General features: G+C 32.5%; 24 protein-coding genes and 1 tRNA gene. 17 read left to right on the top strand and 8 right to left on the bottom strand.

Annotated elements, in window-relative coordinates:
• Nucleotides 1-6 precede the first annotated feature (6 nt).
• The 17 genes from ABD940_RS05800 to hisIE all read left to right on the top strand — a co-directional run bounded on the left by ABD940_RS05800 (nt 7) and on the right by hisIE (nt 15,051).
• The gene (locus ABD940_RS05800; protein ID WP_345200940.1) at nt 7-1,422 is read left to right on the top strand and encodes an efflux transporter outer membrane subunit; all 1,416 of its coding nucleotides are present in this window, start codon (nt 7-9) and stop codon (nt 1,420-1,422) included.
• Between the two features lie 199 nt (nt 1,423-1,621).
• Nucleotides 1,622-1,695, top strand: a tRNA-Ala gene (locus ABD940_RS05795).
• A gap of 37 nt (nt 1,696-1,732) precedes the next feature.
• Complete coding sequence (locus ABD940_RS05790) at nt 1,733-2,110, top strand: hypothetical protein (RefSeq protein ID WP_345200937.1); 378 nt, start codon at nt 1,733-1,735, stop codon at nt 2,108-2,110.
• A 187-nt stretch (nt 2,111-2,297) separates the two neighbouring features.
• Nucleotides 2,298-2,831, top strand: coding sequence for a C40 family peptidase (locus tag ABD940_RS05785; protein WP_345200935.1), 534 nt, complete (start codon nt 2,298-2,300; stop codon nt 2,829-2,831).
• 256 nt (nt 2,832-3,087) lie between these two features.
• A complete protein-coding gene (locus ABD940_RS05780) occupies nt 3,088-3,900 on the top strand; it encodes a 2,3,4,5-tetrahydropyridine-2,6-dicarboxylate N-succinyltransferase (RefSeq protein WP_345200933.1) in 813 nt (270 codons plus the stop codon).
• Nucleotides 3,901-3,929: 29 nt separating this feature from the next.
• Nucleotides 3,930-5,099: a glycosyltransferase family 87 protein gene (locus tag ABD940_RS05775; protein WP_345200929.1), complete on the top strand. Its 1,170-nt coding sequence runs from the start codon at nt 3,930-3,932 to the stop codon at nt 5,097-5,099.
• A 4-nt stretch (nt 5,100-5,103) separates the two neighbouring features.
• Nucleotides 5,104-6,036 carry a glycosyltransferase family 2 protein gene (locus ABD940_RS05770; protein WP_345200927.1) on the top strand — a complete coding sequence of 311 codons (933 nt, stop codon included), beginning with the start codon at nt 5,104-5,106 and terminating at the stop codon, nt 6,034-6,036.
• Nucleotide 6,037: 1 nt separating this feature from the next.
• Nucleotides 6,038-6,814: a polysaccharide deacetylase family protein gene (locus ABD940_RS05765; protein ID WP_345200925.1), complete on the top strand. Its 777-nt coding sequence runs from the start codon at nt 6,038-6,040 to the stop codon at nt 6,812-6,814.
• On the top strand, nt 6,811-7,911 hold the full coding sequence (locus ABD940_RS05760) for a glycosyltransferase family 4 protein (protein WP_345200922.1): 1,101 nt from the start codon (nt 6,811-6,813) through the stop codon (nt 7,909-7,911). The genes ABD940_RS05765 and ABD940_RS05760 overlap by 4 nt, the downstream gene beginning before the upstream one ends.
• Before the next feature lie 246 nt (nt 7,912-8,157).
• The gene (gene hisG, locus ABD940_RS05755) at nt 8,158-9,015 is read left to right on the top strand and encodes an ATP phosphoribosyltransferase (RefSeq protein ID WP_345200920.1); all 858 of its coding nucleotides are present in this window, start codon (nt 8,158-8,160) and stop codon (nt 9,013-9,015) included.
• A 1-nt stretch (nt 9,016) separates the two neighbouring features.
• Nucleotides 9,017-10,309, top strand: a complete 1,293-nt coding sequence (hisD, locus tag ABD940_RS05750; protein WP_345200918.1) for a histidinol dehydrogenase — start codon at nt 9,017-9,019, stop codon at nt 10,307-10,309.
• Nucleotides 10,296-11,327, top strand: a complete 1,032-nt coding sequence (gene hisC / locus ABD940_RS05745) for a histidinol-phosphate transaminase (RefSeq protein WP_345200916.1) — start codon at nt 10,296-10,298, stop codon at nt 11,325-11,327. The genes hisD and hisC overlap by 14 nt, the downstream gene beginning before the upstream one ends.
• Nucleotides 11,324-12,418: a bifunctional histidinol-phosphatase/imidazoleglycerol-phosphate dehydratase HisB gene (hisB, locus tag ABD940_RS05740; RefSeq protein WP_345200914.1), complete on the top strand. Its 1,095-nt coding sequence runs from the start codon at nt 11,324-11,326 to the stop codon at nt 12,416-12,418. The genes hisC and hisB overlap by 4 nt, the downstream gene beginning before the upstream one ends.
• Nucleotides 12,419-12,997 carry an imidazole glycerol phosphate synthase subunit HisH gene (gene hisH, locus ABD940_RS05735; protein ID WP_345200912.1) on the top strand — a complete coding sequence of 193 codons (579 nt, stop codon included), beginning with the start codon at nt 12,419-12,421 and terminating at the stop codon, nt 12,995-12,997.
• A 2-nt stretch (nt 12,998-12,999) separates the two neighbouring features.
• On the top strand, nt 13,000-13,722 hold the full coding sequence (hisA, locus tag ABD940_RS05730) for a 1-(5-phosphoribosyl)-5-[(5-phosphoribosylamino)methylideneamino]imidazole-4-carboxamide isomerase (protein WP_345200910.1): 723 nt from the start codon (nt 13,000-13,002) through the stop codon (nt 13,720-13,722).
• Entirely contained in the window at nt 13,715-14,467 is a 753-nt protein-coding gene (gene hisF, locus ABD940_RS05725; protein ID WP_345200907.1) for an imidazole glycerol phosphate synthase subunit HisF, read from the top strand. Before hisA ends, hisF begins: the two co-directional genes overlap by 8 nt.
• Nucleotides 14,464-15,051, top strand: a complete 588-nt coding sequence (gene hisIE, locus ABD940_RS05720) for a bifunctional phosphoribosyl-AMP cyclohydrolase/phosphoribosyl-ATP diphosphatase HisIE (RefSeq protein WP_345200904.1) — start codon at nt 14,464-14,466, stop codon at nt 15,049-15,051. Before hisF ends, hisIE begins: the two co-directional genes overlap by 4 nt.
• A 207-nt stretch (nt 15,052-15,258) precedes the next feature.
• Here the strand turns inward: hisIE and ABD940_RS05715 are convergent, their stop codons facing one another.
• From ABD940_RS05715 to ABD940_RS05680, 8 genes are all read right to left on the bottom strand, one after another.
• The gene (locus ABD940_RS05715; protein ID WP_345200902.1) at nt 15,259-16,431 is read right to left on the bottom strand and encodes a M28 family peptidase; all 1,173 of its coding nucleotides are present in this window, start codon (nt 16,429-16,431) and stop codon (nt 15,259-15,261) included.
• Between the two features lie 89 nt (nt 16,432-16,520).
• The gene (locus ABD940_RS05710) at nt 16,521-17,693 is read right to left on the bottom strand and encodes a M28 family peptidase (RefSeq protein WP_345200899.1); all 1,173 of its coding nucleotides are present in this window, start codon (nt 17,691-17,693) and stop codon (nt 16,521-16,523) included.
• Between the two features lie 106 nt (nt 17,694-17,799).
• Nucleotides 17,800-18,144 carry a 50S ribosomal protein L20 gene (rplT, locus tag ABD940_RS05705; protein ID WP_047402053.1) on the bottom strand — a complete coding sequence of 115 codons (345 nt, stop codon included), beginning with the start codon at nt 18,142-18,144 and terminating at the stop codon, nt 17,800-17,802.
• Between the two features lie 119 nt (nt 18,145-18,263).
• Nucleotides 18,264-18,461, bottom strand: a complete 198-nt coding sequence (gene rpmI, locus ABD940_RS05700) for a 50S ribosomal protein L35 (protein WP_002979658.1) — start codon at nt 18,459-18,461, stop codon at nt 18,264-18,266.
• A gap of 243 nt (nt 18,462-18,704) precedes the next feature.
• Nucleotides 18,705-19,526, bottom strand: a complete 822-nt coding sequence (locus ABD940_RS05695; protein ID WP_345200896.1) for an alpha/beta fold hydrolase — start codon at nt 19,524-19,526, stop codon at nt 18,705-18,707.
• A gap of 295 nt (nt 19,527-19,821) precedes the next feature.
• Complete coding sequence (gene infC, locus ABD940_RS05690) at nt 19,822-20,322, bottom strand: translation initiation factor IF-3 (protein ID WP_345200895.1); 501 nt, start codon at nt 20,320-20,322, stop codon at nt 19,822-19,824.
• 139 nt (nt 20,323-20,461) lie between these two features.
• Nucleotides 20,462-22,399, bottom strand: coding sequence for a threonine--tRNA ligase (gene thrS / locus ABD940_RS05685; RefSeq protein ID WP_345200893.1), 1,938 nt, complete (start codon nt 22,397-22,399; stop codon nt 20,462-20,464).
• A gap of 170 nt (nt 22,400-22,569) precedes the next feature.
• The gene (locus tag ABD940_RS05680) at nt 22,570-24,114 is read right to left on the bottom strand and encodes a hypothetical protein (protein ID WP_345200891.1); all 1,545 of its coding nucleotides are present in this window, start codon (nt 24,112-24,114) and stop codon (nt 22,570-22,572) included.
• Nucleotides 24,115-24,135 lie beyond the last annotated feature (21 nt).

Here is a 24,135-nt window from a genome sequence, read left to right as displayed (position 1 = left end):
TTTACAATGAAGAGTATTTTAAACATCATAAAAGGAATAACATTTTCAGTCGCAGTTCTTGCAGCCGTATCATCTTGTATGGCAAGAAAAGAATATCACAGACCGGATAATGTTGCAGAGGAAAAACTGTACCGTACAGATATGCTTCCTACCGATAGTACGAATATCGCGAATGTTTCCTGGAAAGAAATTTTCACGGATCCGGTACTTCAGGGACATATTTCGAAGGCTTTGGAAAATAATCTGGATATAAGAATTGCTTTACAGAGCATCACTTCGGCAGAAGCTTACTTAAAACAAAGTAAAGCAGCTTACGAACCGACGGTAACTGTTGGTCCCGGTTACACTTTCCAGACTCAGTCTCTGAATACACAAACAGGACAGTTATTCGGATCAAGACGTTATATCAACCAGCTTGATGTGACGGCAAGTATTGGTTTTGAAGCTGATATCTGGGGAAAGTTAAAAGCTCAGGAAAAAGCTCAGTTGGCAACTTATTTAGGAACTGTTGCAGCTCATAAAGCCGTAAAAACGGATCTGATTGCTTCAATAGCTTCTTCATATTATCAATTGTTGACGTATGATGAGCAGAAAAAAATTATCACTGAAACAATTAAAGTTCGTGAACAAAATTTAGAAACTACAAAAGCTTTGAAAATTGCAGGAACTTTAACGGAAGTTGCTGTTCAGCAGAGTGAAGCTTTGGTTTACAATGCAAAGTCTTTATTAATTGATATTGACACTCAAATCCAATTGTTGGAAAATACGATGAGTCTGTTGATGGGAGAGCCTTCACATTCAATTGAAAGATCAACACTGGAAGCTCAGAATGTTCCGATTGATTTAAAATTAGGATATCCTGCTCAGTTATTAGCGAATAGACCCGATGTGATGAGAGCTGAATATAATCTGATGAACGCATTTGAATTAACAAATTCTGCAAAAGCACAGTTTTATCCAACTTTAAAAATTACAGGAAGCGGAGGAATTCAGTCGCTTGATATTGATCATTTGTTCAGTGTAAATTCATTATTTGCAAGTGTTGTAGGAGGATTGGCTCAACCGATTTTAAATAAAAGAACAATCAGAACGAATTATGAAGTAAGTCTTGCTAATCAGGAAACAGCTTATCTGAATTTCAGAAAAGCGGTTCTTACAGCCGGAAAAGAAGTTTCTGATGCAATCAGAGTTTATTCGGTTCAGGATCAGTATATCGAATTGAAACAGAAAGAATTATTAAACTATAAAAATTCCGTAGATTATTCTCAGGAATTGGTCAATTACGGTATGGCGAATTATCTTGAAGTATTGAATGCAAGCGTAAATTCCTTAAATGCAGAATTGAATATCGCCAATGCACAATACAGTAAAATGAAAGCCGGAGTAGAGCTTTATCAGGCTCTTGGAGGTGGTTGGAAATAATTTCTAATATAAAGTTAATTGAAAGAGCGTATGTTAATTTATTTTAGCATGCGTTTTTTGTTTTTATCCAAAAGTTCTTTAAATGATAAAAAATAGACATATATTTAGAGTACTTATTGAAGAAAATTTAACAAAATGTTTGTATATGTAGTTTAAATACTTACTTTTGTACGGCTTCGGAAAATACGGATCTAAGGAAGGGGGATTGGCGCAGTTGGCTAGCGCGTTTGACTGGCAGTCAAAAGGTCACGGGTTCGAATCCCGTATTCTCCACGAAATTTGTTTAAGTGATAAAACTACTTATAAAACTATGAAGAAAATATTTTTACTTTTATTGACGGCTTTTTTGTTCATCGGTTGTAGCAAAGACGAAGACACGATCTACGATTTCATCGGAACTTGGGCTGGAACTTATGAAGGAACCGAAAAAGGTGACTGGAATATCGTTGTAGCAACAGACGGAAAAGTAACGGGAACAATGCACTCTGATCAGACTACTGAAAATTATTATATTTCAGGACATCTTAGTGAATCAGGAGAATTGGTTGCAACAATTGGTTTTCCAGAAGATGGAGAATTTAGAGGCAATTTGACAAGAGAAGATAAAAAAGCTACAGGAACCTGGACAAATTCAGTTCCAACGCCGACAAGAGCCGGAACTTGGAAAGGTGCAAAAACTTCAAAATAATAAGATTTTTACATTATAAAAAGAAGCTGTCCAAATTGGATGGCTTTTTTTATTAAAATTAATTTCAATAAAAATTCAGTTACAGTTATAAAAAGTCGATTAACTGAAAACATAATTTACTTATATTTGTAAGTATAGTAAAATCCAGAGAAGTATGAAGGACAGATTGTTTTGCAGAAAACAACTTATGAGAAAGGTATTTGTTTTGTCGGTTGCATCAATAATTACTATTTCTTGCGGAAGTTCGAAAAATGTTGCAGCGAAAAAAAATACAAAAACTGTTGTAAAATCTGAAAACCTCAGAAAATTGGATTCAAATTTTGACGGAAAAGTTTCAAAATCGATTAATGATATTCTTAAAGATGCTGAAAAATATATCGGAACTCCTTATAAGTTTGGTGGAAATACTTCTTCAGGTTTCGACTGTTCAGGATTTACAGTAAAAGTCTTTGAAGAAAATGATCTAAAGTTGCCAAGAAGATCTTCGGATCAAGCTGAAGCAGGAAGCAAAATTGATATTAAAGATGTAAAACCTGGAGATCTCTTATTTTTTGCGACAGCCGGAGGAAGCAGGGTTTCTCATGTAGGAATTGTTCATGACATCGGAAATGATGGTGAGGTAAAATTTATACATGCTTCCACTTCAAAAGGAGTGATTATTTCTTCATTGAATGAAACGTACTGGAATAAGGCTTATCTTCATGCTCAAAGAGTTTTATAATATTTAAATTTCATAAATAAAACAAAGTCTTTGTCATTCTGGAATCTCGGGAAAATGTTATAATAATTAGAACTTAGATTTTGTATAATGACAAACCGTATGAAGAATTTTTAGGAATTAAAATCGAGAATTAAAAACTTTTGTAGTTAAATAAAAATTTTATTAAAAATATTAAAATCAGTTTAAACAAAATACTTTCAAAAGGTTTTGCTGAACTTTTTTGTATATTTGGCGCGAATAAATTTAAACTAGAAACATGTCGTTACAACAAACTATTGAAAATATCTGGGACAACAGAGATCTATTGCAGAATGAAGATAGCCAAAAAGCTATCAGAGAGGTTATTTCTTTGGTTGATAAAGGAGAACTTCGTACAGCTGAGCCTACAGAAAACGGATGGCAGGTAAATGAATGGGTAAAGAAAGCTGTCGTAATGTATTTCCCGATCCAAAAAATGGAAACTATTGAAGTAGGTCCGTTTGAATTTCATGATAAAATGCCTTTGAAAAGAAATTATGCTGAAAAAGGTGTAAGAGTTGTACCACATGCAATCGCTAGAGAAGGAGCTTACATTGCTCCCGGAGTTATTTTGATGCCTTCATATGTAAACATTGGTGCTTATGTAGATTCAGGGACGATGGTTGACACTTGGGCGACTGTTGGAAGCTGTGCACAGATCGGTAAGAACGTTCACTTGAGTGGTGGTGTTGGAATCGGTGGTGTTTTAGAACCGCTTCAGGCTGCTCCGGTAATTATTGAAGATGATTGTTTCATTGGTTCAAGATGTATCGTTGTAGAAGGTGTTCACGTAGAAAAAGAAGCAGTTTTAGGAGCAAATGTTGTTTTAACAGCTTCAACTAAAATTATCGACGTTACAGGAGATACTCCAATTGAAATTAAAGGTAGAGTTCCTGCGCGTTCAGTTGTGATTCCTGGAAGTTATACAAAACAATATCCAGCTGGAGAATATCAGGTTCCATGTGCTTTGATCATCGGTCAGAGAAAAGAATCTACAGATAAGAAAACATCACTTAATGATGCTTTAAGAGATAATAATGTTGCTGTTTAAGATTAATATTTTAAACTAATACCACTATTTTGAAAGAAAAATTTCTTAAAATACTACTAAACCCTAAATATATATTTGGGGTTTATCTTATTATATCAATTGTTACGGCGATTTCGAAATATAATAGAGGAGCTTACGCGATCAATAATTATCTGATTTTCAAGAGTGTATTTTTTAATACTGTCAATCAGAAAAATTTATTTATTCATTATCCTGATCTTTTTTTTGATTTAAATCATTATGGCGTTTTTTTCAGTGCGTTAATCGCTCCATTTGCTTTAATGCCCGATTGGCTGGGAATTTCTCTTTGGAATGTTGCCAATACTTTAATCTTCATTTACGGAATTTATAAGCTTCCTTTTTCTGATTCAAAAAAGGCGATTTTTGGATTGTTATGTCTGCAGGAATATATTACAGCTGCTTTAAGTTTACAATTTAATGTGGCTCTGACAGGACTTTTATTATTGTCTGCAACTTACATTTACGAAAGAAAAGAAGTAAAATCTGTAACTGCAATTTTAATAGGAGTATTTGTGAAAATTTATGGAATTGTAGGACTAACGCAGTTTTTCTTCATCAAAAATAAAACGAAATTTATTCTTTCAGGATTAATTATTGCGGTATTATTTTTCGTTCTGCCAATGGCATATTCAACTCCGAAATTTGTGATTCAGTGTTATTCGGATTGGTTTCAGTCGCTTGTAGAAAAAAACAATGAAAATCAGGTTCTTGGAAATATGCAGGATATTTCATTGATGGGCTTTTTCAGAAGGATTTTAAGTGATGCTTCGATTTCAAATTTAGTGTTTTTAGCGGCAGGTTTACCACTTTTTGCCTTACCTTATATCAGAATTAAACAATATAAAAATTACGCATTCCAATTGATGATTTTGGCTTCAACTTTACTATTTTTGGTATTGTTCAGTTCAAGTTCAGAATCTCCAACGTATATTATTGCAGTTGTGGGAGTTTTAATCTGGTTTTTCCTTCAAAAAGAAAGATCACCATTGATTATTGGATTATTAATTTTCGTGATTATTTTCACTTGTTTTTCAACTTCAGATTTATTTCCAAAATTTGTAAAAGAGAATTATATCAAAAAATATTCTTTAAAAGCTGTACCTTGCATTATTATTTGGTTGAGGGTAACTTATGAGCTTTTAACTAAAAATTTTGAAAAAGATTACAGCCTGAATTAATACTATGAAGAAAATTTCCATCGTCATTCCTGCCCATAACGAAGAAGGAAACGTTGCTTTGGTTCACCAGAAAATTAGAGAAGTTTTTGATGGTTTAAGCAATTATGATTTTGAAATTATCTTTGTAAATGATGGAAGTCGGGACAATACTCAGCAAAGATTAGAAGAACTTTCCCAACAATATAATGAAGTAAAATTCATTGAATTTTCAAGAAATTTCGGACATCAACCTGCCGTAAAAGCGGGAATGGATAATGCTCATGGAAATGCAGTTATTTCAATGGATGGTGATTTGCAGCATCCGCCGGAACTCATTCCGGAAATGATTGAAAAATGGGAAGAAGGAAACGATATTGTTTATACGATTAGAACCTATCCCAAACGGATTTCTTATTTTAAAAGGAAAACTTCAGATTTTTTCTATAAAATTTTATCAAGTCTGTCAGATGTTAATTTGACTAAGGGAGGCGGTTCAGACTTCAGATTGATGGATGCAAATGCAGTTGAAGTGATGAGAAGCTTCAACGAAGATGATTTGTTTTTAAGAGGTTTAACGAGTTGGATGGGTTTCAAACAAACAGGAATTGAGTTTACCGCAAATGAAAGAATCGCAGGAGAAAGCAGTTATAATCTCAAAAAAATGATCACTTTTGCCTTCACAGGAATTACTGCTTTTAGTGTAAAACCTTTATCTATTGCAGCTTATTTGGGATTTTTGTTCTCTGGCATTTCTGTAGTTGGTTATGGAATTTATGTCCTTTATTCATTCATTGCTAAAACAGAAATTTCAGGTTGGGCATCATTAATTATGACCATCGTTTTCTTTGGAGGGTTACAATTAATTATCTTAGGAATTATAGGGATTTATTTAGGTAAAATCTTCAAACAAGTAAAAGAAAGACCTAATTATATCATAAAAAATAAAAATTTTCAATAAAATGGTTTTATTAAGTTTTGACATCGAGGAATTTGATATGCCATTAGAATACAAAGGAGAAATTCCTTTTGAAGAGCAAATCTCAATCTCACAAAACGGACTCGAAAGAATTTTAGATATTCTTAAAAAAATTAATGTAAAAGCTACTTTTTTCTCAACTGTAGTTTTTGCTGAAAACAGCAAAAAATTAATTGAACGATTATTGATCGAAGGTCACGAATTGGCTTCCCATACATGGTTTCATTCTGATTTTGAAGAAAAGCACCTAAAAGAATCAAAAGACAGATTAGAAGAATTATTTTCCACAAAAGTGACGGGTTTGAGAATGCCGAGAATGATGCCTGTAAGCAAAAATGCGGTAGAAAATGCAGGATATTCTTACAATTCATCCATCAATCCTACGTTTCTTCCAGGAAGATATAATAATTTGAAAGTTTCCAGAACGTATTTTAAGGAAGGAAATGTGACGCAAATTCCGGCTTCGGTTTCTCCGAATTTCAGGATTCCCTTATTTTGGCTGAGTTTTCACAATTTTCCTTTATCTTTTTACAAAAAACTAGCTTCGGATACGTTGAAAAAAGACAATTATTTAAACATTTATTTTCATCCATGGGAATTTGCCGAAATTAAAGATGAAGCTTTTAAATTACCTGGTTTTACCGTGAAAAATTCAGGAAAAGATATGGTTGAAAGATTCGAGGAATTCATTTATTGGTTAAAAAGTAAAAATTATTCATTCGGAACATTTCAGGAATTTCAAAAACAAATAGAATCATGAAAATCGCTTTCGATGCCAAACGTTTTTTTCATAACACTTCGGGTTTAGGAAATTATTCAAGAGATTTGGTCAGAATCCTATCTGAATATTTTCCTGAAAATGAATACCTTTTATTGAATAAAAATAAGTCTGAACGAGGAGCTGATATTTTAAATAAACCAAATGTTCATTTTGTTGAAACGTCAAAAGGAACGATGTCGCGCCAATTCAAAATGGGAAAAGATGCACAACAGCGAAATGTGGATATTTTTCATGGTTTATCGGGTGAACTACCTTTGAAATGGGACAAGAAACCTGTCAAAAAAATCGTCACCATTCACGATTTGATATTTGTAAGATATCCTCAATATTATTCTTTTTTTGACAGAAAAATTCATCTTTGGAAATTCAAAAAAGCGGCAAATTCTGCGGATAAAATCATTGCCATTTCAGAACAGACAAAAAGAGATATTATTCAATTTTTAAAAGTTTCTGAAAATAAAATTGAAGTGATTTACCAAGGTTGTCACAAAGCTTTTAAAGCACAGCAGTCCAATGAATTAATTCAAAATACAAAGCAAAAATTCAACCTTCCGGAAAGGTTTGTTTTAAATGTTGGAACGATTGAAGAACGTAAAAATCTTTTAAATGTTATTAAAGCAATAAAAGATACAGAAATTCCATTAGTTGTAGTCGGAAAAAAAACAAAATATTTTCAAAAAATATCGAATTTTATTATGAAAAATAAAATGGAAAAACAGATTCATTTTTTAGAAGGCGTTTCTATGAATGAACTGGCAATTATTTACAAATTGGCTGATATTTTTGTTTATCCAAGCTTTTTCGAAGGCTTTGGAATCCCTGTCATAGAAGCACTTTTTTCCAAAACAGTAACGATTACAAGCAATACAAGTTGTCTTCCTGAAGCGGGTGGATCGGATTCTGTTTATATTACTCCTGAAAATTATTTAGATATTCAGTCAAAAATAAAATTTTTATGGGATAATGAATCGGAAAGAAAACGCCGTGCTGATAAGGGTTTTGAGTTTGTTCAGAAGTTTAATGATGAGCCAATTGCCAATCAATTAATGAGTCTTTACAAAAAAATATTGCAATAAAATCTTTGCAGTTTAAAAATAAGTTCTACATTTGTACCACAAAATTTCAACAATGAAACCGAATTTTTTAACACTACATCATTATCATCATCTCTGTTAGGCGGAATTGATCGATATGTTTTGTGTAAAAATCAAAAATATTTAAAAACCGTCTGAGTAAATAGACGGTTTTTTTGTTTCTAAATTTTTCCGGGAAATTTTTTCAATCCAACCATTTTTTATTTGCTCAGACCTAACAAAAGTAAAATGAGTAAATTAAAAATTGCCATACAAAAAAGCGGACGGCTTTGCGAAGAATCCCTTCAACTCCTCAAAGACTGTGGAATTTTCATCAATAACGGAAAAGATCAGCTGAAAGTTTCTGTAGAAAATTTCCCAATCGAAATTATGTATCTGCGAAACTCAGATATTCCTCAATATCTTGAAGATGGAGTGGTAGATATTGCCATTGTCGGTGAGAATCTTTTAGCAGAAAAACAGAAAAATATTGAAATTATTCAACCTTTAGGATTTTCAAAATGCAGAGTTTCATTAGCCATTCCAAAAGAAGTTGAAACTGACGATATCGACTATTTTCAAGGTAAAAAAATTGCTACTTCTTATCCGAATACTCTCAAGAATTTTCTCAATAAAAATAATATCTCTGCCGATATTCATGTGATTTCCGGCTCTGTAGAAATTGCCCCAAACATCGGATTAGCAGACGGAATTTGTGATATTGTAAGCTCTGGAAGTACATTATTTAAAAATGGTTTGAGAGAAACTATTACATTATTAAAGTCTGAAGCCGTTTTGGCAAAAACATCTCAATTGGATATAGAAAAACAGAATATCTTAGAAAAATTTCTTTTCAGAATTAAAGCTGTTTTGAAGGCTAAAAATTCAAAATATATCTTAATGAATGTTCCGAATAACAAAATTGAAATTATTTCAAAAACTCTTCCTGTTCTTAAAAGTCCGACTGTAATTCCTTTGGCAGAAGAGGGTTGGAGCAGTATTCATTCAGTAATTAACGGAGAAAGGTTTTGGGAAGTGATTGACGAACTGAAAGAAAAAGGAGCGCAGGATATTTTAATAATTCCAATTGATAAAATGGTCATCTGATATGAAAATTAATAAATATCCAGATAAAAACACTTGGTCTGAATTGATAAAAAGACCAGTTTTAAAAAGAGAAAAACTTACAGAAATCATATTTGATATTTTCAAAAATGTCGAAGAAAATGGAGATCAGGCTTTAATTGATTTTAATAAAAAATTCGATAATGCAGAAGTTAAAAATATTCAGGTTTCAGAAGAAGAAATAGAAAATGCGGAAAGCATAATCAGTGACGAATTGAAGCTTGCGATTCAACAGGCAAAAGATAATATTACCAAGTTTCACGCTTCACAAATCGTTGAAATTGAAAAGATTGAAACAACAAAAGGAGTTGTTTGCTGGAGAGAAAACCGAGCGATAGAAAAAGTGGGAATCTATATTCCCGGAGGAACAGCCCCTTTATTTTCAACCGTTTTAATGCTTGCTATTCCTGCGCAATTAGCGGGTTGTAAGGAAATAATTTTATGCACGCCTCCGGATAAAAACGGTAATATTAATCCTGCGATTCTTTACACAGCAAAACTTTGCGGAGTAACTAAAATATTTAAAACAGGTGGCGCTCAAGCCATTGCAGCCATGACTTTTGGTACGGAAAGCATTCCGAAAGTTTACAAAATTTTTGGTCCTGGAAATCAATATGTTGTTGCGGCAAAAGAATACTGTCAGAAATTCGGCGTTGCCATCGATATGCCTGCAGGACCAAGTGAAGTGTTAGTAATTGCTGATGAAAATGCAATTCCGGAATTCTGTGCAGCCGATTTGCTTTCCCAGACAGAACACGGAAGCGACAGTCAGGTGATTTTTATTTCTACGAATGAGAAAATTTTTAACCAAACCATTAAAGAAACGGAAAATCAGCTTAAAGAACTTCCAAGAAATGAGTTGGCGAAAGAATCATTGAAAAACAGTCATTTTATTTTATTGAGTACAATTGATGAAGCTTTGGAATTCAGCAATTTATATGCTCCTGAACATTTGATTTTAGCTTTGGAAGACTTTGAAAAATATATTCCGAAAATTCAAAATGCAGGTTCAGTATTTCTGGGAAATTATTCGTGTGAAAGTGCAGGAGATTATGCTAGCGGAACTAATCATACACTTCCAACGAACGGATTTGCAAAGAATTATAGCGGAGTGTCTTTAGACAGTTTTGTGAAGAAAATTACTTTCCAAAATCTCTCAGAAGAAGGACTTCAGAATTTAGGAGAAACAATAGAAATCATGGCAGAAGCAGAAGGATTATTTGCTCATAAAAATGCCGTTACAATACGATTAAATAAAGAAAATGAAAGAATTTAATATCAATAGTTTAGTAAGAAAAAATATCCTTGAACTGCAGCCTTACATCAGTTTCAGAGATCATAATGAATTTGAAAATCCGATTTTGTTGGATGTCAACGAAAGTCCGTATGGTGAATTGAATCGTTATCCTGATTCTACGCAGAAAAAATTAAAGCAAAAGCTCTCAGAAATAAAAAATATTTCAGCGGATCAAATGGCAATCGGAAACGGAAGTGATGAACTGATTGATTTAATTATTAAGGTTTTTTGTGAACCTAAAAACGATTCAATTTTAATGATGAATCCATCTTTCGCCATGTATGGTTTTTATGCTTCGATTAATGAAAACAAAGTTGTAAAGTTAGATTTAAATGAAAATTTTAAAATTATAAAAGAGGATTTTTTAAATACAATTATAGGTAATCAGTTAAAAATTTTCTTTTTGTGTTCCCCCAATAATCCGACAGGAAACAGTATCGATGATATTGAATTTTATGTTCAGAATTTCAAGGGAATTGTGGTGGTTGATGAAGCTTATATTGAGTTTTCTGGAAAAAAATCATGTATTGAATTACTTGAAGAATACCCCAATCTTATTGTTCTTCAAACCTTTTCAAAAGCTTGGGGAATGGCGGGAGCAAGAGTGGGTGTTGCTTATTCGTCGAAAGAAATTATTAAGTTGATTAATATGGTAAAAGCTCCTTATAATATTAATTCTTTAAGTTTAAATAAAATAACAGAACTGATTAATATAAAGGATAATATAAATAAAAATATAGAAAACACTTTAATTGAAAAATCGTGGTTGAAAAATAAATTTAGAGAGATTGATTGTATTAAAAAAGTTTATCCAAGCGATGCCAATTTCTTTTTGATTGAGTTTGAAAATGTTGAAAAAGTTTATGAAAAACTATTGAAAAAAGAAATTCTGACCAGCAAAAGAAGTCCACAAATTCCAAATTGTATCCGAATAAATGTTGGAAATCGAGAAGAAAATATTCAGTTAATTAACGTTTTAAAAAGTATTGAATTATGAAAAAAGCATTATTTATAGATAGAGACGGAACATTAATTATTGAACCAAAAACTGATTTTCAAGTTGATTCTTTAGAGAAATTAGAGTTTTATCCCGAAGTCTTTCAAAACCTCTCAAAAATTGCTAAAGAGTTTGACTATGAATTGGTAATTGTGACCAATCAGGATGGTTTGGGAACGGAGAGTTTTCCTTATGAAAATTTTATAAAACCTCATGAAAAAATGTTGAAAGCCTTTGAAAACGAAGGAATTATTTTCAATGACATTCTTATTGATAAAAGTTTTGAACACGAAAATCTACCTACCAGAAAACCAGGAATAGGAATGTTCGGAAAATACATTTACGGAGATTACGATCTTGAAAATTCTTTCGTGGTAGGAGATCGATTGACAGATATTCAACTAGCAAAAAATTTAACTTCAAAAGCGATTTTCATTAATAAAATTCAAAATGATGATGCAGAATTGAGCACAGAAAGCTGGAGTGAAATTTATCAATATTTAAAACAGATTCCTCGAAAATCAAACGTTTCAAGAAAAACAAATGAAACGGATATTGAAATCGAAGTTAATCTTGACGGAAGTGGAAATTCCGACATCTCAACAGGATTACATTTTTTTGATCATATGCTTGAACAAATCTCAAAACACGGAAATTTAGATTTGAAAATTGAAGTGAAAGGCGATCTGCAGGTTGATGAACATCATACGATTGAAGATACAGGAATTGTTTTGGGAGAAGCTGTTTTGAAAGCTTTAGGAAAGAAAAAAGGAATTGAAAGATATGGTTTTTTACTTCCGATGGATGATTGTTTGGCGCAGGTTGCCATTGATTTCGGAGGACGTTCGTGGTTAGTTTGGAATGCAGATTTTAAAAGAGAAAAAATAGGAGATGTATCGACGGAAATGTTTCAACACTTCTTTAAATCTTTCACTGATTCAGCCAAATGTAATGTAAATATTAAAGTTGAAGGAGAAAATGAACACCACAAGATTGAATCGGTTTTCAAAGCTTTTGCGAAGGCAATAAAAATGGCTGTGAATCAATCGGATCAGAATTTTAATGTACCATCAACGAAAGGAAGTTTATAAATGATTGCAATTATAAAATACAATGGCGGAAACGTAAATTCCGTGCAAAACGCATTGAACAGATTAGGTGCAGAATCGATTATTACAGATAATTTTGACTTAATTCAAAAAGCTGATAAAGTTATTTTTCCGGGAGTTGGTGAAGCGTCTTCAACGATGAGAATTTTAAAAGAAAAAGGCTTAGATCAGTTAATTCCAACTTTGAAACAACCTGTTTTAGGAATTTGTCTGGGAATGCAATTAATGTGTAAAAACAACGAAGAAGGAAACACTGTAGGAATGGGAATTTTTGATATTAATGTAAAGAAATTTCCTGCAAAAAATATCGTTCCACACATTGGTTGGAATACAATTTCAGATTTTAAATCAGATTTATTTTCAGAGATTAAAGAAAACAATGATGTGTATTTTGTACATAGTTTTTATTGTGAATTATCGGAAAGCACAACATCCATTTGCGATTACATTTTGCCTTTCAGTGCATCTTTACAAAAAGATAATTTTGTTGCGATGCAGTTTCACCCTGAAAAATCGGGAAAAATTGGAAGTCAATTATTACAAAACTTTTTAAAACTTTAAGTATGAAAATTATTCCTGCCATTGATATTATTGACGGAAAATGTGTGCGTCTGTCAAAAGGTGATTATGACACAAAGAAAATTTACAATAAAAATCCTGTAGAAGTTGCTAAAGAATTTGAAGATTTTGGAATAAAATTTCTTCATTTGGTTGATTTGGATGGAGCAAAATCTAAACATATTGTCAACCAGAAAGTATTGGAAAATATTGCTAAAGAAACGTCTTTAGAAATTGATTTTGGAGGTGGTTTGAAAACGTTGGAAGATATAGAAATCGTCTTCAATTCAGGGGCAAAACAGATTACGATCGGAAGTATTGCGGTTCAAAATCCTGAGTTTTGTTTTGATTTAATTCAAAAATTTGGATCAGAAAAAATTATTCTGGGAGCTGATTGTGAAAATAGGAAAATAAAAACTTCAGGCTGGCTGGAAGAAAGCGATAGAGATGTAATTGATTTTATCCTACAATATCAGAAAAAAGAGGTAAAAAATACAATCTGCACAGATATTTCAAAAGACGGAATGCTGGAAGGTCCTTCAACAGATTTATACCAAGATATTTTAGCTCAAACTTCCATTCAATTGGTTGCGAGTGGCGGAATTTCAGGGATTGAAGATGTTTACAAAATGAAAGAAATAGGATGTTCCGGAACGATTATCGGAAAAGCGATTTATGAAGACAGGATTAGCTTAAAACAACTTCAAAATTTTATTGAGAATGCTTAAAAAAAGAATTATTCCATGTTTGGACATCAAAGATGGAACAACGGTGAAAGGAATCAACTTTGAAGGATTGAGAAATGCCGGAAATCCTATTGAACTGGCAAAAAGGTATGAAACTGAAGGGGCCGATGAATTGGTTTTTTTAGATATTACGGCAACAATTGAAGAGCGAAAAACTTTTGTTGAATTAGTAAAAGATATTGCTAAAGAACTAAGTATTCCGTTCACTATTGGAGGTGGAATTTCGACGATTGAAGACGTTAGAAAATTGTTAGAAGCCGGAGCGGATAAGATCAGTATTAATTCTTCTGCCGTTAAAAATCCACAATTGATTTCTGGTTTGGCTAAAGAATTTGGAAGTCAGTGTGTTGTTGTTGCGATTGATACAAAATTTGTTGATAATTCGGATTGGGTGTATGTAAAAGGTGGAAGAGAAAAAACGGATTTGAAAACATTAGATTGGGCAAAAAAAGTAGAAGAATTGGGAGCCGGAGAAATCCTTTTAACTTCAATGGATGGAGACGGGACGAAAAAAGGTTTTGATCTTAGAATCACAAAATTAATTTCCGAAAATGTAAATATTCCTGTAATTGCTTCCGGAGGTGCTGGAAATATTGAAGATTTTGAGAACGTTTTTAATCAAACCAAAACAACGGGAGCTTTAGCCGCAAGTATTTTTCATTTTGGAGAAGTGAAAATCCAGGATTTGAAAAGTGAATTAAAATCTAAAAAAATAGCAATACGATGAATATAAATTTTAATAAAAGTGATGGTTTAGTTCCTGTTATTATTCAGGATAATAGAACGTTACAGGTGCTGATGTTGGGTTATATGAACGAAGAAGCTTTTGAAAAAACAAAAAGTGAAGGAATTGTTACGTTTTTCAGCCGTTCAAAAAATAGACTTTGGACAAAAGGTGAGGAGTCCGGAAATTTCTTAACAGTAAAAAATATTGAAATTGATTGCGATAACGATACGATTTTAATTAAAGTAATTCCTAAAAATATAGTTTGTCACACGGGAAGTTTCAGTTGTTTTGGCGAGAAAAGTTCTAAAGGTTTTTTATATGAATTAGAGGAAAATGTAGGTCAAAGAATCAATGAAAAAACAGAAGGATCTTATACTTATTCGTTATTTCAGAGAGGGATCAATAAAGTTGCTCAAAAAGTAGGAGAGGAAGCTGTAGAACTGGTGATTGAATCAAAAGATGATAATGATGATCTGTTTAAAAATGAAGCTGCCGATTTATTGTATCACTTTTTGATTTTATTGAAAGCAAAAAATATCAGTTTAGGAGATATTGAAGAAATTTTGATGTCACGTGATAAATAAACTGTACTTTTAGATGAATTAGAAACTAAAATCATGACCGAAGACAAAAAGAAAATCCTTAATTGCCAAAAAGCAAAGAAACAAATGATCCGAATAATACTTCCGGAAAAAAAAGAGGTAGCGTAGGAAAAGTAAGCCCCACTGAAACTACTAAAGGTGGTTAAAAAATAAAAAAGAGCCAATTTTAGGATTGGCTCTTTTCTTAAATTATTTAATTAAAATTTTTCTCACTGCAGTTTTTTCATCAGATGTAATAACACCTAGATATGCTCCTTTTTTCAATGTTGAAACATTAATCTTAGTTTCATTTTTCGTTGTAATCAAAGACCTTCCGGATAAATCTGTAATTTCAAAATTAAAATTTTTGATTTCCTTTGGAAGTTCAATATTTAAAGTATCTTTCGCAGGATTAGGATAAATTTTTATTGATTCTAAAGGATTTTTAACAATGGTTTCTTCTGTTTTTAATAAAGAACTTGTTGCCACTGCAAAATGCTGTAAAGCTCCTACAGAAGCCTTTCCGACATTAAAAATGTAAACAGGATCGGTATTGGCAAAGGTATCATTTGAAGTATGAGGATAATTACTTCTTATTCTTTCAAAATAACCGGTTATAATTTCTCCTTTTTCTTCAAATGAAATATAATCTGTGTCTTCAGCAGGATCAACAGCTGTTAAAAGAGGCGAATAAAGAGCCGTACAGTTTCTCAATTGTTGGGTGATTGCTGTGGAAGCTGCATTATTACTCGTTAAACCACCCTGATCTTCATCACAATAGATTGTATTGTTATTGTTCCCCAATTTTCCTCCAACCTGATCAAGATTGAAGACCATTTTTATATCTAATTGCTTGATATTGTTTTGATAAACTACATTGTTTACATAATGAGCACTTCCTAATAACCCCTGTTCTTCACCGGAAAAGTGGATGAATTTAATAGAATATTCCGTCGGAACATCTTTTAAAATTCTTGCAGCCTCCAAAATAATCGAAGTTCCGCTTCCGTTATCGTTCACTCCAGGACCGGTAATGCTGTCGAAATGTCCACAAATAATAACATATTTATTAGGATAAAGCGTTCCCGTTTTAGTTATAATTAAATTTTTAGAAGTTTTATTACTGTAAGTGAAAGCATCTTCCGTAATCTGATTTGTTGAATATCCAAAAGCTAAATATTTATTTTTTAACCAGTTAAAAGCATTATTATTGGCTGTAGAACCAGTCGTTTTTACTCCAAGGTTTGAAAAATCCTGTAGGTTTGTAGTAATATTTGTCTGCGAAACCATACTGGCTCTGTCCTGATAAGCCTGAATAAAAGTCTGCGCATTTATGCTTAAAGTTGATAAAGAAAAAAGTAGAAGAGTAGGGATTTTTTTCACCTTAATTTGATTTTTTAATAATCTTGCAAATGTAGCAATAAAAAAATCCCGAGCAAAAACTCAGGATTTCAATTTATTTAATTATAAAATTATTTTCCGATGATGATCTTTCTTACCGCTGTTTTATCATTTGCTTTAATGGCACATAAATATGCTCCGTTTGTCAATCCGAACACGTTAATTTTTGTTTCATTTTCTTTGTTTAAAACCAATCTCCCGTTCATATCTGTGATTTCCAGTTTGAAATCTTTAATATCTTTTGGAAGTTCAATATTAAGATAATCTTTTGCAGGATTTGGATAAACTTTGATAGATTCTAAAGTATTTGAAACTACTTCATCTGTTTTTAATAGAGTTGTTGTTGCCGTCGCAAAATGCTGTAACGCACCAACTGCCGCTTTTCCCGCATTAAACACATAAACAGGATCTACATTGGCAAATGTATCATTTACAGTATGTTCGTTGTAGCTTCTTACATTTTCATAAAATCCTGTAATGATATCACCATTAGCTTCAAAAGGCATGTAATCTGATGAATATGCATTGGACATCACAGTCTGCAAAGGCGAATACAACGTTGTACAGTTCGCTAATTGCTGTGTGAAAGAAAGAGACGTTGCATTATTTGCAGTCTGTCCGCTTTGGTCGCTTTCGCACTTTATTGCTGTGTTTGTATTTCCTATTTTTCCTCCAACCTGATCTATATTAAATACCACTCGTACATTCACTTGACGAACTCCATTTAAGAAAACAACATTATTTGCGTAATGATTGCTTCCCAACAATCCTTGTTCTTCTCCGGAAAAATTAATGAACTTGATGGAATATTCCGTCGGAATATCTTTTAAAATTCTTGCAGCTTCCAGAATAATTGAAGTCCCGCTTCCGTTGTCACTTACTCCAGGACCTGTAATCGTATCGTAATGTCCGCAAATAATAACATATGTATCAGGATAAAGCGTTCCCGTTTTGGTTAGAATCAAATTTTTTGAACTTGTACTTCCATAAGTAAACGTATCTTCCGTCATCTGACTTGCCGTATATCCATAAGACAGATATTTTGCTTTAAGCCAGTTCAAGGCGTTTGTATTGGCTGTAGAGCCTGTGGTTTTCACACCAAGATTCCCAAATTCCTGTAACAGTGTCGTAATATTTGTCTGAGAAACCTGATCTGCCCTGTTTTTATACGCCTGAATAAGACTTTGAGCCTGTAAGTTATAAGTTGTTAACGATAATAATAGAAGGGTAGTTAATTTTTTCACTTTTAAAGAAAGTTTTACTTATTTATTAAATATTAGACAAATGTATATAATAAAAAAATCCCAAGCAAAAAACTTGGGAATTTATATTGATAACAAAAATTTTACATTATTTTACTTGATCTACAACTGCTTTGAAAGCTTCAGGGTGATTCATTGCTAAATCTGCTAAAACTTTTCTGTTAAGCTCAATGTTGTTCTTTTTAAGAGCTCCCATAAACTGAGAGTAAGACATTCCGTGTACTCTAGCTCCTGCGTTGATACGCGTGATCCAAAGTGATCTGAAATTTCTTTTCTTCTCTTTTCTACCACGGTAAGCATATTGCATTGCTTTTTCTACCGCGTTTTTAGCTACAGTCCAAACGTTCTTTCTTCTACCGAAAAAACCTTTAGCTTGCTTTAAAACTTTTTTTCTACGAGCTCTTGAAGCTACGGAGTTTACTGATCTTGGCATAATTTAAATTGTTTTTTTGAAATGTGCGGTAATTGTTTCATTACTCTTAGCTGCTCCATTTCAGGGTTAAAATGTTGAATTTTTTGAATTCTTATAAACCGAATATAGATTTATAAAAACTACTTAATTGCTAATTGACGTTGAACGCTTTTTTCATCCACTTTAGCTACGTAAGAAGTAGTAGTAAGATTTCTCTTCTGCTTAGTTTCTTTCTTAGTTAAGATGTGGCTTTTGTAAGCATTTTTTCTTTTGATCTTACCAGAACCAGTAAGAGCAAAACGCTTTTTAGCACCTGATTTCGTTTTTAATTTTGGCATTGTTTTGCTTTTTATTGTTTTGTTATCAATATCTGTATTGGTTATCCTAAAGACATTTAGGAATAATAGTTTGCAAAATTACGAAAAAAAAACGAGACATGAAAAGAAATTTTCAATAGGAGAAAAGGAAAAAGAAACCCAATATTTTTAAGCAGATTTTTTTATAAGAAAAGACTTTCTTCATTAAAATAAAAACTGCGGACAAAAATCGCCCGCAGTTTATCTTTAAATATATAAATAAAATTATGACTCAATAAATTCTAAAAGATCTTTATTAATTGTTTCAGCATGAGTTGTAGGCATTCCGTGAGGGAAACCCGGATAAGTAATTAATTTACCGTTTTTCAACAATTTTGCTGATTTTATTGCTGCATTTCCGATAGGAACAATCTGATCATCTTCTCCATGAAGCAATAAAACCGGAAGATCAACATTCTGAAGATCCTCTCTGAAATCTGTTTCAGAAAAGGCTTTGATTCCATCGTAATGAGCAACAATTCCGCCCATCATTCCTTGTCTCCACCAGTTTCTTTGCACACCTTCTTTTACATCGGCACCTTCTCTGTTATATCCGTAGAAAGGAAAAGTCAAATCAATATAAAACTGTTGTCTGTTGTTCAGCGTTTGATCTCTGATTCCGTCGAAAACTTCCATCGGAACACCATCAGGATTACTTTCGCTTTGTACCATAATTGGAGGAACAGCACTGATCAATACTGCTTTTTTAGCTCTTCCATTAGCATATTTGTTAACATAACGGATAACTTCTCCACCTCCTGTAGAATGTCCGATGTGAACTACATCTTTCAGGTCAAGGAATTCAACCAATTCAGCTGCGTCGGAAGCGTATTGTTCAATTGTGTGATTGTAAATATTTTGGCTTGAACGACCGTGACCTCTTCTGTCATGAGCGATTACTCTGTAACCTTTCTGTAAAAAGAAAATTACCTGTGCATCCCAATCATCAGATGATAGTGGCCATCCATGATGAAACATAAGAACTGGTCCCTCTCCCTGATCTTTGTAAAAAATTTCTGTTCCGTCTTTTAATTTTAATGTACTCATAGCTTTGATGTTTAAGTGTTATTAATGTTTTATTATTTTTAAATAAGTTTTTGATTTCTTATTTCTAAAGCAAATTTAGAGTAAAATTTTCATCATAATCTTAACCTAAGTTAAATTTTAATAAATAATTAATGACTATTATGAATTTATATAAAATAGTAAATAAATTCTTCTCATCGATTTAACTACTTTAATAAAGTACTATAAATCATAAATATTTATAGTAAAAACAAAAAAACCTCAAATTGCTTTGAGGTTTATATTATAAACAGGATCTCAATGACCCTTCTGTAGATTATTTAGCTGGTTTTTTAGGACTCATCATCATAATCATTCTCTTTCCTTCAAGTTTAGGAAGCTGGTCTACTTTTCCAACGTGCTCAAGTTCCTGAGCAAGTTTTAGAAGTAAAATTTCTCCCTGATCTTTAAAGATAATCGAACGTCCTTTAAAAAATACGTAGGTTTTTAATTTTGAACCTTCTTCAAGGAATTTTTCAGCATGCTTTCTCTTAAACTCGTAATCGTGTTCGTCTGTCTGAGGTCCGAAACGGATCTCTTTTACAACCACTTTTACTTGTTTAGCCTTAAGTTCCTTTTGCTTTTTCTTTTGCTCATATAAGAATTTTTTATATTCTAATATTCTTGCAATAAACGGTTCTGCCTTATCGGAAATCACTACTAGATCCAATTCTTGTTCTGCAGCAATTTGTCTTGCTTTGTCAATTGGATAAATTCCCGGCTCTACGTTATCGCCCACTAAACGCAGCTCTCTCACACGAATTTTATCGTTGATCAAGTGTAAGTCCTCCTGTACAGGACGTCTTTGTGGGCCCCTGTTGTTAAATCTTTGTGCTATTGTATTATAATTTTATTGGTTAACTTTCTATTTTTCTAAAATCATTCTGAAGAAAATCTTTCAGAATGAAACCAGTAATTTAAGCATTAAACTCAAATCCTGTTTTCGATTGCTCTTTAAAATAAGTAACGAAATTCTCGATGCTCATTGCACCCAAATCACCTTCACCACGTCTTCTTACAGAAATTGTGCCATCCTTTTCTTCATTTTCTCCCACTACAATCATGAATGGAATTTTCTTCAACTCTGCATCACGGATTTTTTTACCCGTTTTTTCGTTTCTGTCATCAATCAATCCGCTAATATCGTGATTTTCTAATAATTGAGAAACTTTTTTAGCATAATCTACATATTTCTCACTGATTGGAAGGATGATAAACTGATCCGGAGCCAGCCACAATGGAAAATCTCCCGCTGTGTTCTCAATGAGAATCGCAATAAATCTTTCCATAGAACCAAACGGTGCTCTGTGAATCATTACCGGTCTGTGTTTTTCACCATCATTTCCTGTATACCAAAGATCAAATCTTTCCGGTAAATTGTAATCAACCTGAATAGTACCAAGCTGCCATTTTCTACCTAAAGCATCTTTCACCATGAAATCTAGTTTAGGACCGTAGAATGCAGCTTCACCGTATTCAGTAACTGTATTTAATCCTTTTTCTGTAGCCGCTGTTACGATTGCATTTTCTGCTTTCTCCCAGTTTTCGTCAGATCCGATATATTTTTCTTTATTTTCGGGATCTCTTAATGAAATCTGAGCCGTAAAATCAGCAAAACCTAATGAACCGAAAACATAAAGAACCAAATCAATAGTTTTCTTAAATTCATCCATCAGCTGATCCGGTGTACAGAATAAATGCGCATCATCCTGAGTAAACCCACGAACTCTCGTTAAACCGTGAAGCTCACCACTTTGCTCATATCTGTAAACTGTTCCGAATTCTGCATATCTTTTAGGCAAATCTCTGTAGCTCCATTGTGAAGTTTTGTAAATCTCACAGTGGTGCGGACAGTTCATTGGTTTCAGCATAAATTCTTCTCCTTCATTCGGAGTTTTAATCGGCTGGAAGCTATCTGCTCCATATTTATCCCAGTGACCAGAAGTTACATAAAGTTCTTTTGCTCCGATGTGCGGAGAAATTACGAACTCGTAACCTGCTTTTTTCTGAGCTGCCGAAAGGAAGTTTTCTAATTTTTTTCTTAAAGCTGCTCCTTTAGGTAACCATAAAGGTAAACCCTGACCAACTTTTTCAGAAAAAGCAAAAATTCCTAATTCTTTACCTAATTTTCTATGATCTCTTTTCTTAGCTTCTTCTAAAAGCTCAAGATATTCTGTTAAATCTTTTTGTTTTGGGAAAGAAATACCATAAACTCTCGTTAACTGAGGATTGTTTTCATTTCCTCTCCAATAAGCTCCTGCAGCATTTAAAATCTTCATTGCCTTCACAATTCCTGTATTCGGAATGTGACCGCCACGGCAAAGATCTGTAAAATTGTCATGTGTAACGAAAGTGATTTCTCCATCATTAAGATTTGAAATCAATTCTACTTTATAAGGATTATCTGCATAAGTCTTTAATGCCTCTTCTTTAGAAACAGGATATAAAGAGAATGTAGAACCTTTTTTAGCGTTTTCTAAAACCTTTTTTTCGATTTTTTCAAAATCTTTATCAGACAAGCTTTCGTCACCGAAATCTACGTCATAATAGAATCCTTTTTCGATTGCAGGACCTATTGTTAACTTAGCATCAGGATAAAATTCAAGGATTGCCTGCGCCAAAAGGTGGGCAGAAGAGTGCCAGAAAGCCTTCTTTCCAAGATCATCGTTCCAAGTCAACAACTGTACTGTAGAATCCGTGGTTATAGGTGTGGTCGTTTCTACTTGTTTGTCATTTACAACTGCAGAGATGGTATTTCTAGCCAATCCCTCGCTTATAGATTTTGCCACATCTAGCGGAGTAACTCCCGCCTCGAATTCTTTGACGCTATTGTCTGGAAGTGTAATTTTTATCATTGTTTACTAAGAAATTTTAAGATGCAAAAATACGCATTTTTTATTTAAAATACTACTTTAAGGCATATTTGAAAAGATATTTAATACTAAAAAAGGATTAAAATCGTTTTTATTAATTGAGAATTAATGAAGAGCTTAATTATGAATAAGTTAAAAACACATCTGTAAAATTAATTCTTCCTTTTGTACTTCACTTTTTCTTTAATAATTTCAACAACATCTATATTTTTCACTTTAGATTTTACCCAACCGTGAATATCTATATATAATAAAGACCTTCTGTAGTATTCATTTCCTGCAAAAAGTTCTAATTTATGATCAAATTCTCTGAAAGATTCCAGCTGTTTATCTGGCGTTAAATCATTTAAATTCTTGAAAAATTTAATGCTTTCAAAATGGAATTCATCTGGTTTTTTCATCTTTTTGGTGAACTTTAAAGTGGCTTTTATAAATTCATCATAATCTTCATCATTTCCCGATTCATGCTTCGACATTAATATCAAAATTCTGGTGTGAAATAATAGATCTTCCTGTACATTTCCTTTAGATTCAATTACTTTTAATGAATATTTTATCGACTCCTTAAATTTTTTACTTCCAAAAAACATCGCCGCCATTTTTAAATAAAGAATCATGAAATGATGTTCATCAATCTTATCACGGAATCTTTCCATTTTAAGTTCGATTTCAGGAATTAATTTTGAACCTGAAAAGAATTCACCTTTTACAAAGTGAATATTCATTAAAGTATTATAATATGTCAGAAAAACAAGAGCTTGTATGTTTTCATTTTGAGTAAAACTTGAAGAATTAACAATCTCATTAAAATCTTTAAAACGATTTTCCAGCATATCGATATTTCCGTAGAGAAAAAGAATTTTTAACAGATAAGTATTTCCTTTAATATACCAAACCGGATGACTTACAATCATCTCCGTATTTTTGTGAAATAAATCAACCCACTGAAAGGCATACTTCAATGTATATTTATACTCCTGAAGCAATTGATTTTTCCAGACATGCGCTTTAAAATACCATAATTTCTCAGTAAAATTCAGCTTTTCAAAATTAATTTTCTGAATTTGAGTATTAAAAATTCCCATGATTTCAGCACGATCTTCATCATTTTTCACATAACCATGCGTCAGCATTTCACTGTATAATTTTAATGAGAGATTAGATAATTCAGTTGCATAATGATTTTGTTTGCTGATTTCTGTAGATTGTTTTATTAATTCATCAGCGCGACCTTCGATACTTCTGGTAATGAACTGTGATTCAATTACTTTTTCTAAATCAATAATTTCCGAAGCGATACTTTTTTCATCTAATTCTAAAGCAGTCTGTTTGCTTTTATCTAAAATTTTTAACGCTTGTTTATACAGTCCCTTTTGGTATAAAATATTGGCAAAATCAAGCTGTTCACGCAACTGTATTCTATAATTCTGATGAATTGGATTCATTCTTAAACTTACCAAAATCTGCTTGTAAAGATGAGCTTTCAGATTTGACAGCTGTTGTTTGGTAGAAATTTTCTTATCAAGAATAATATTTTCATCATATTCTTTCATCTTATCCATTTCAGAAAAAAGAAGAAGAAATTTTGCATCTACATTTATTCCAAGACGGTTTACATACAGCTTAAATTGCCTTTTTTCGGAGGTTGTTAATGACTTAATCAGTACAAATAAAAAATCTTTATGCAATTCTGCCATTGTAAATTTTTGGAATTTAAA

This window comes from Chryseobacterium ginsengisoli (genome assembly GCF_039542325.1).
GTDB classification, from domain to species: Bacteria; Bacteroidota; Bacteroidia; order Flavobacteriales; family Weeksellaceae; genus Chryseobacterium; species Chryseobacterium ginsengisoli.
The sequence above is the reverse complement of the archived record's forward strand: the minus strand, read 5'-3'. Positions and strand labels throughout refer to the sequence as shown.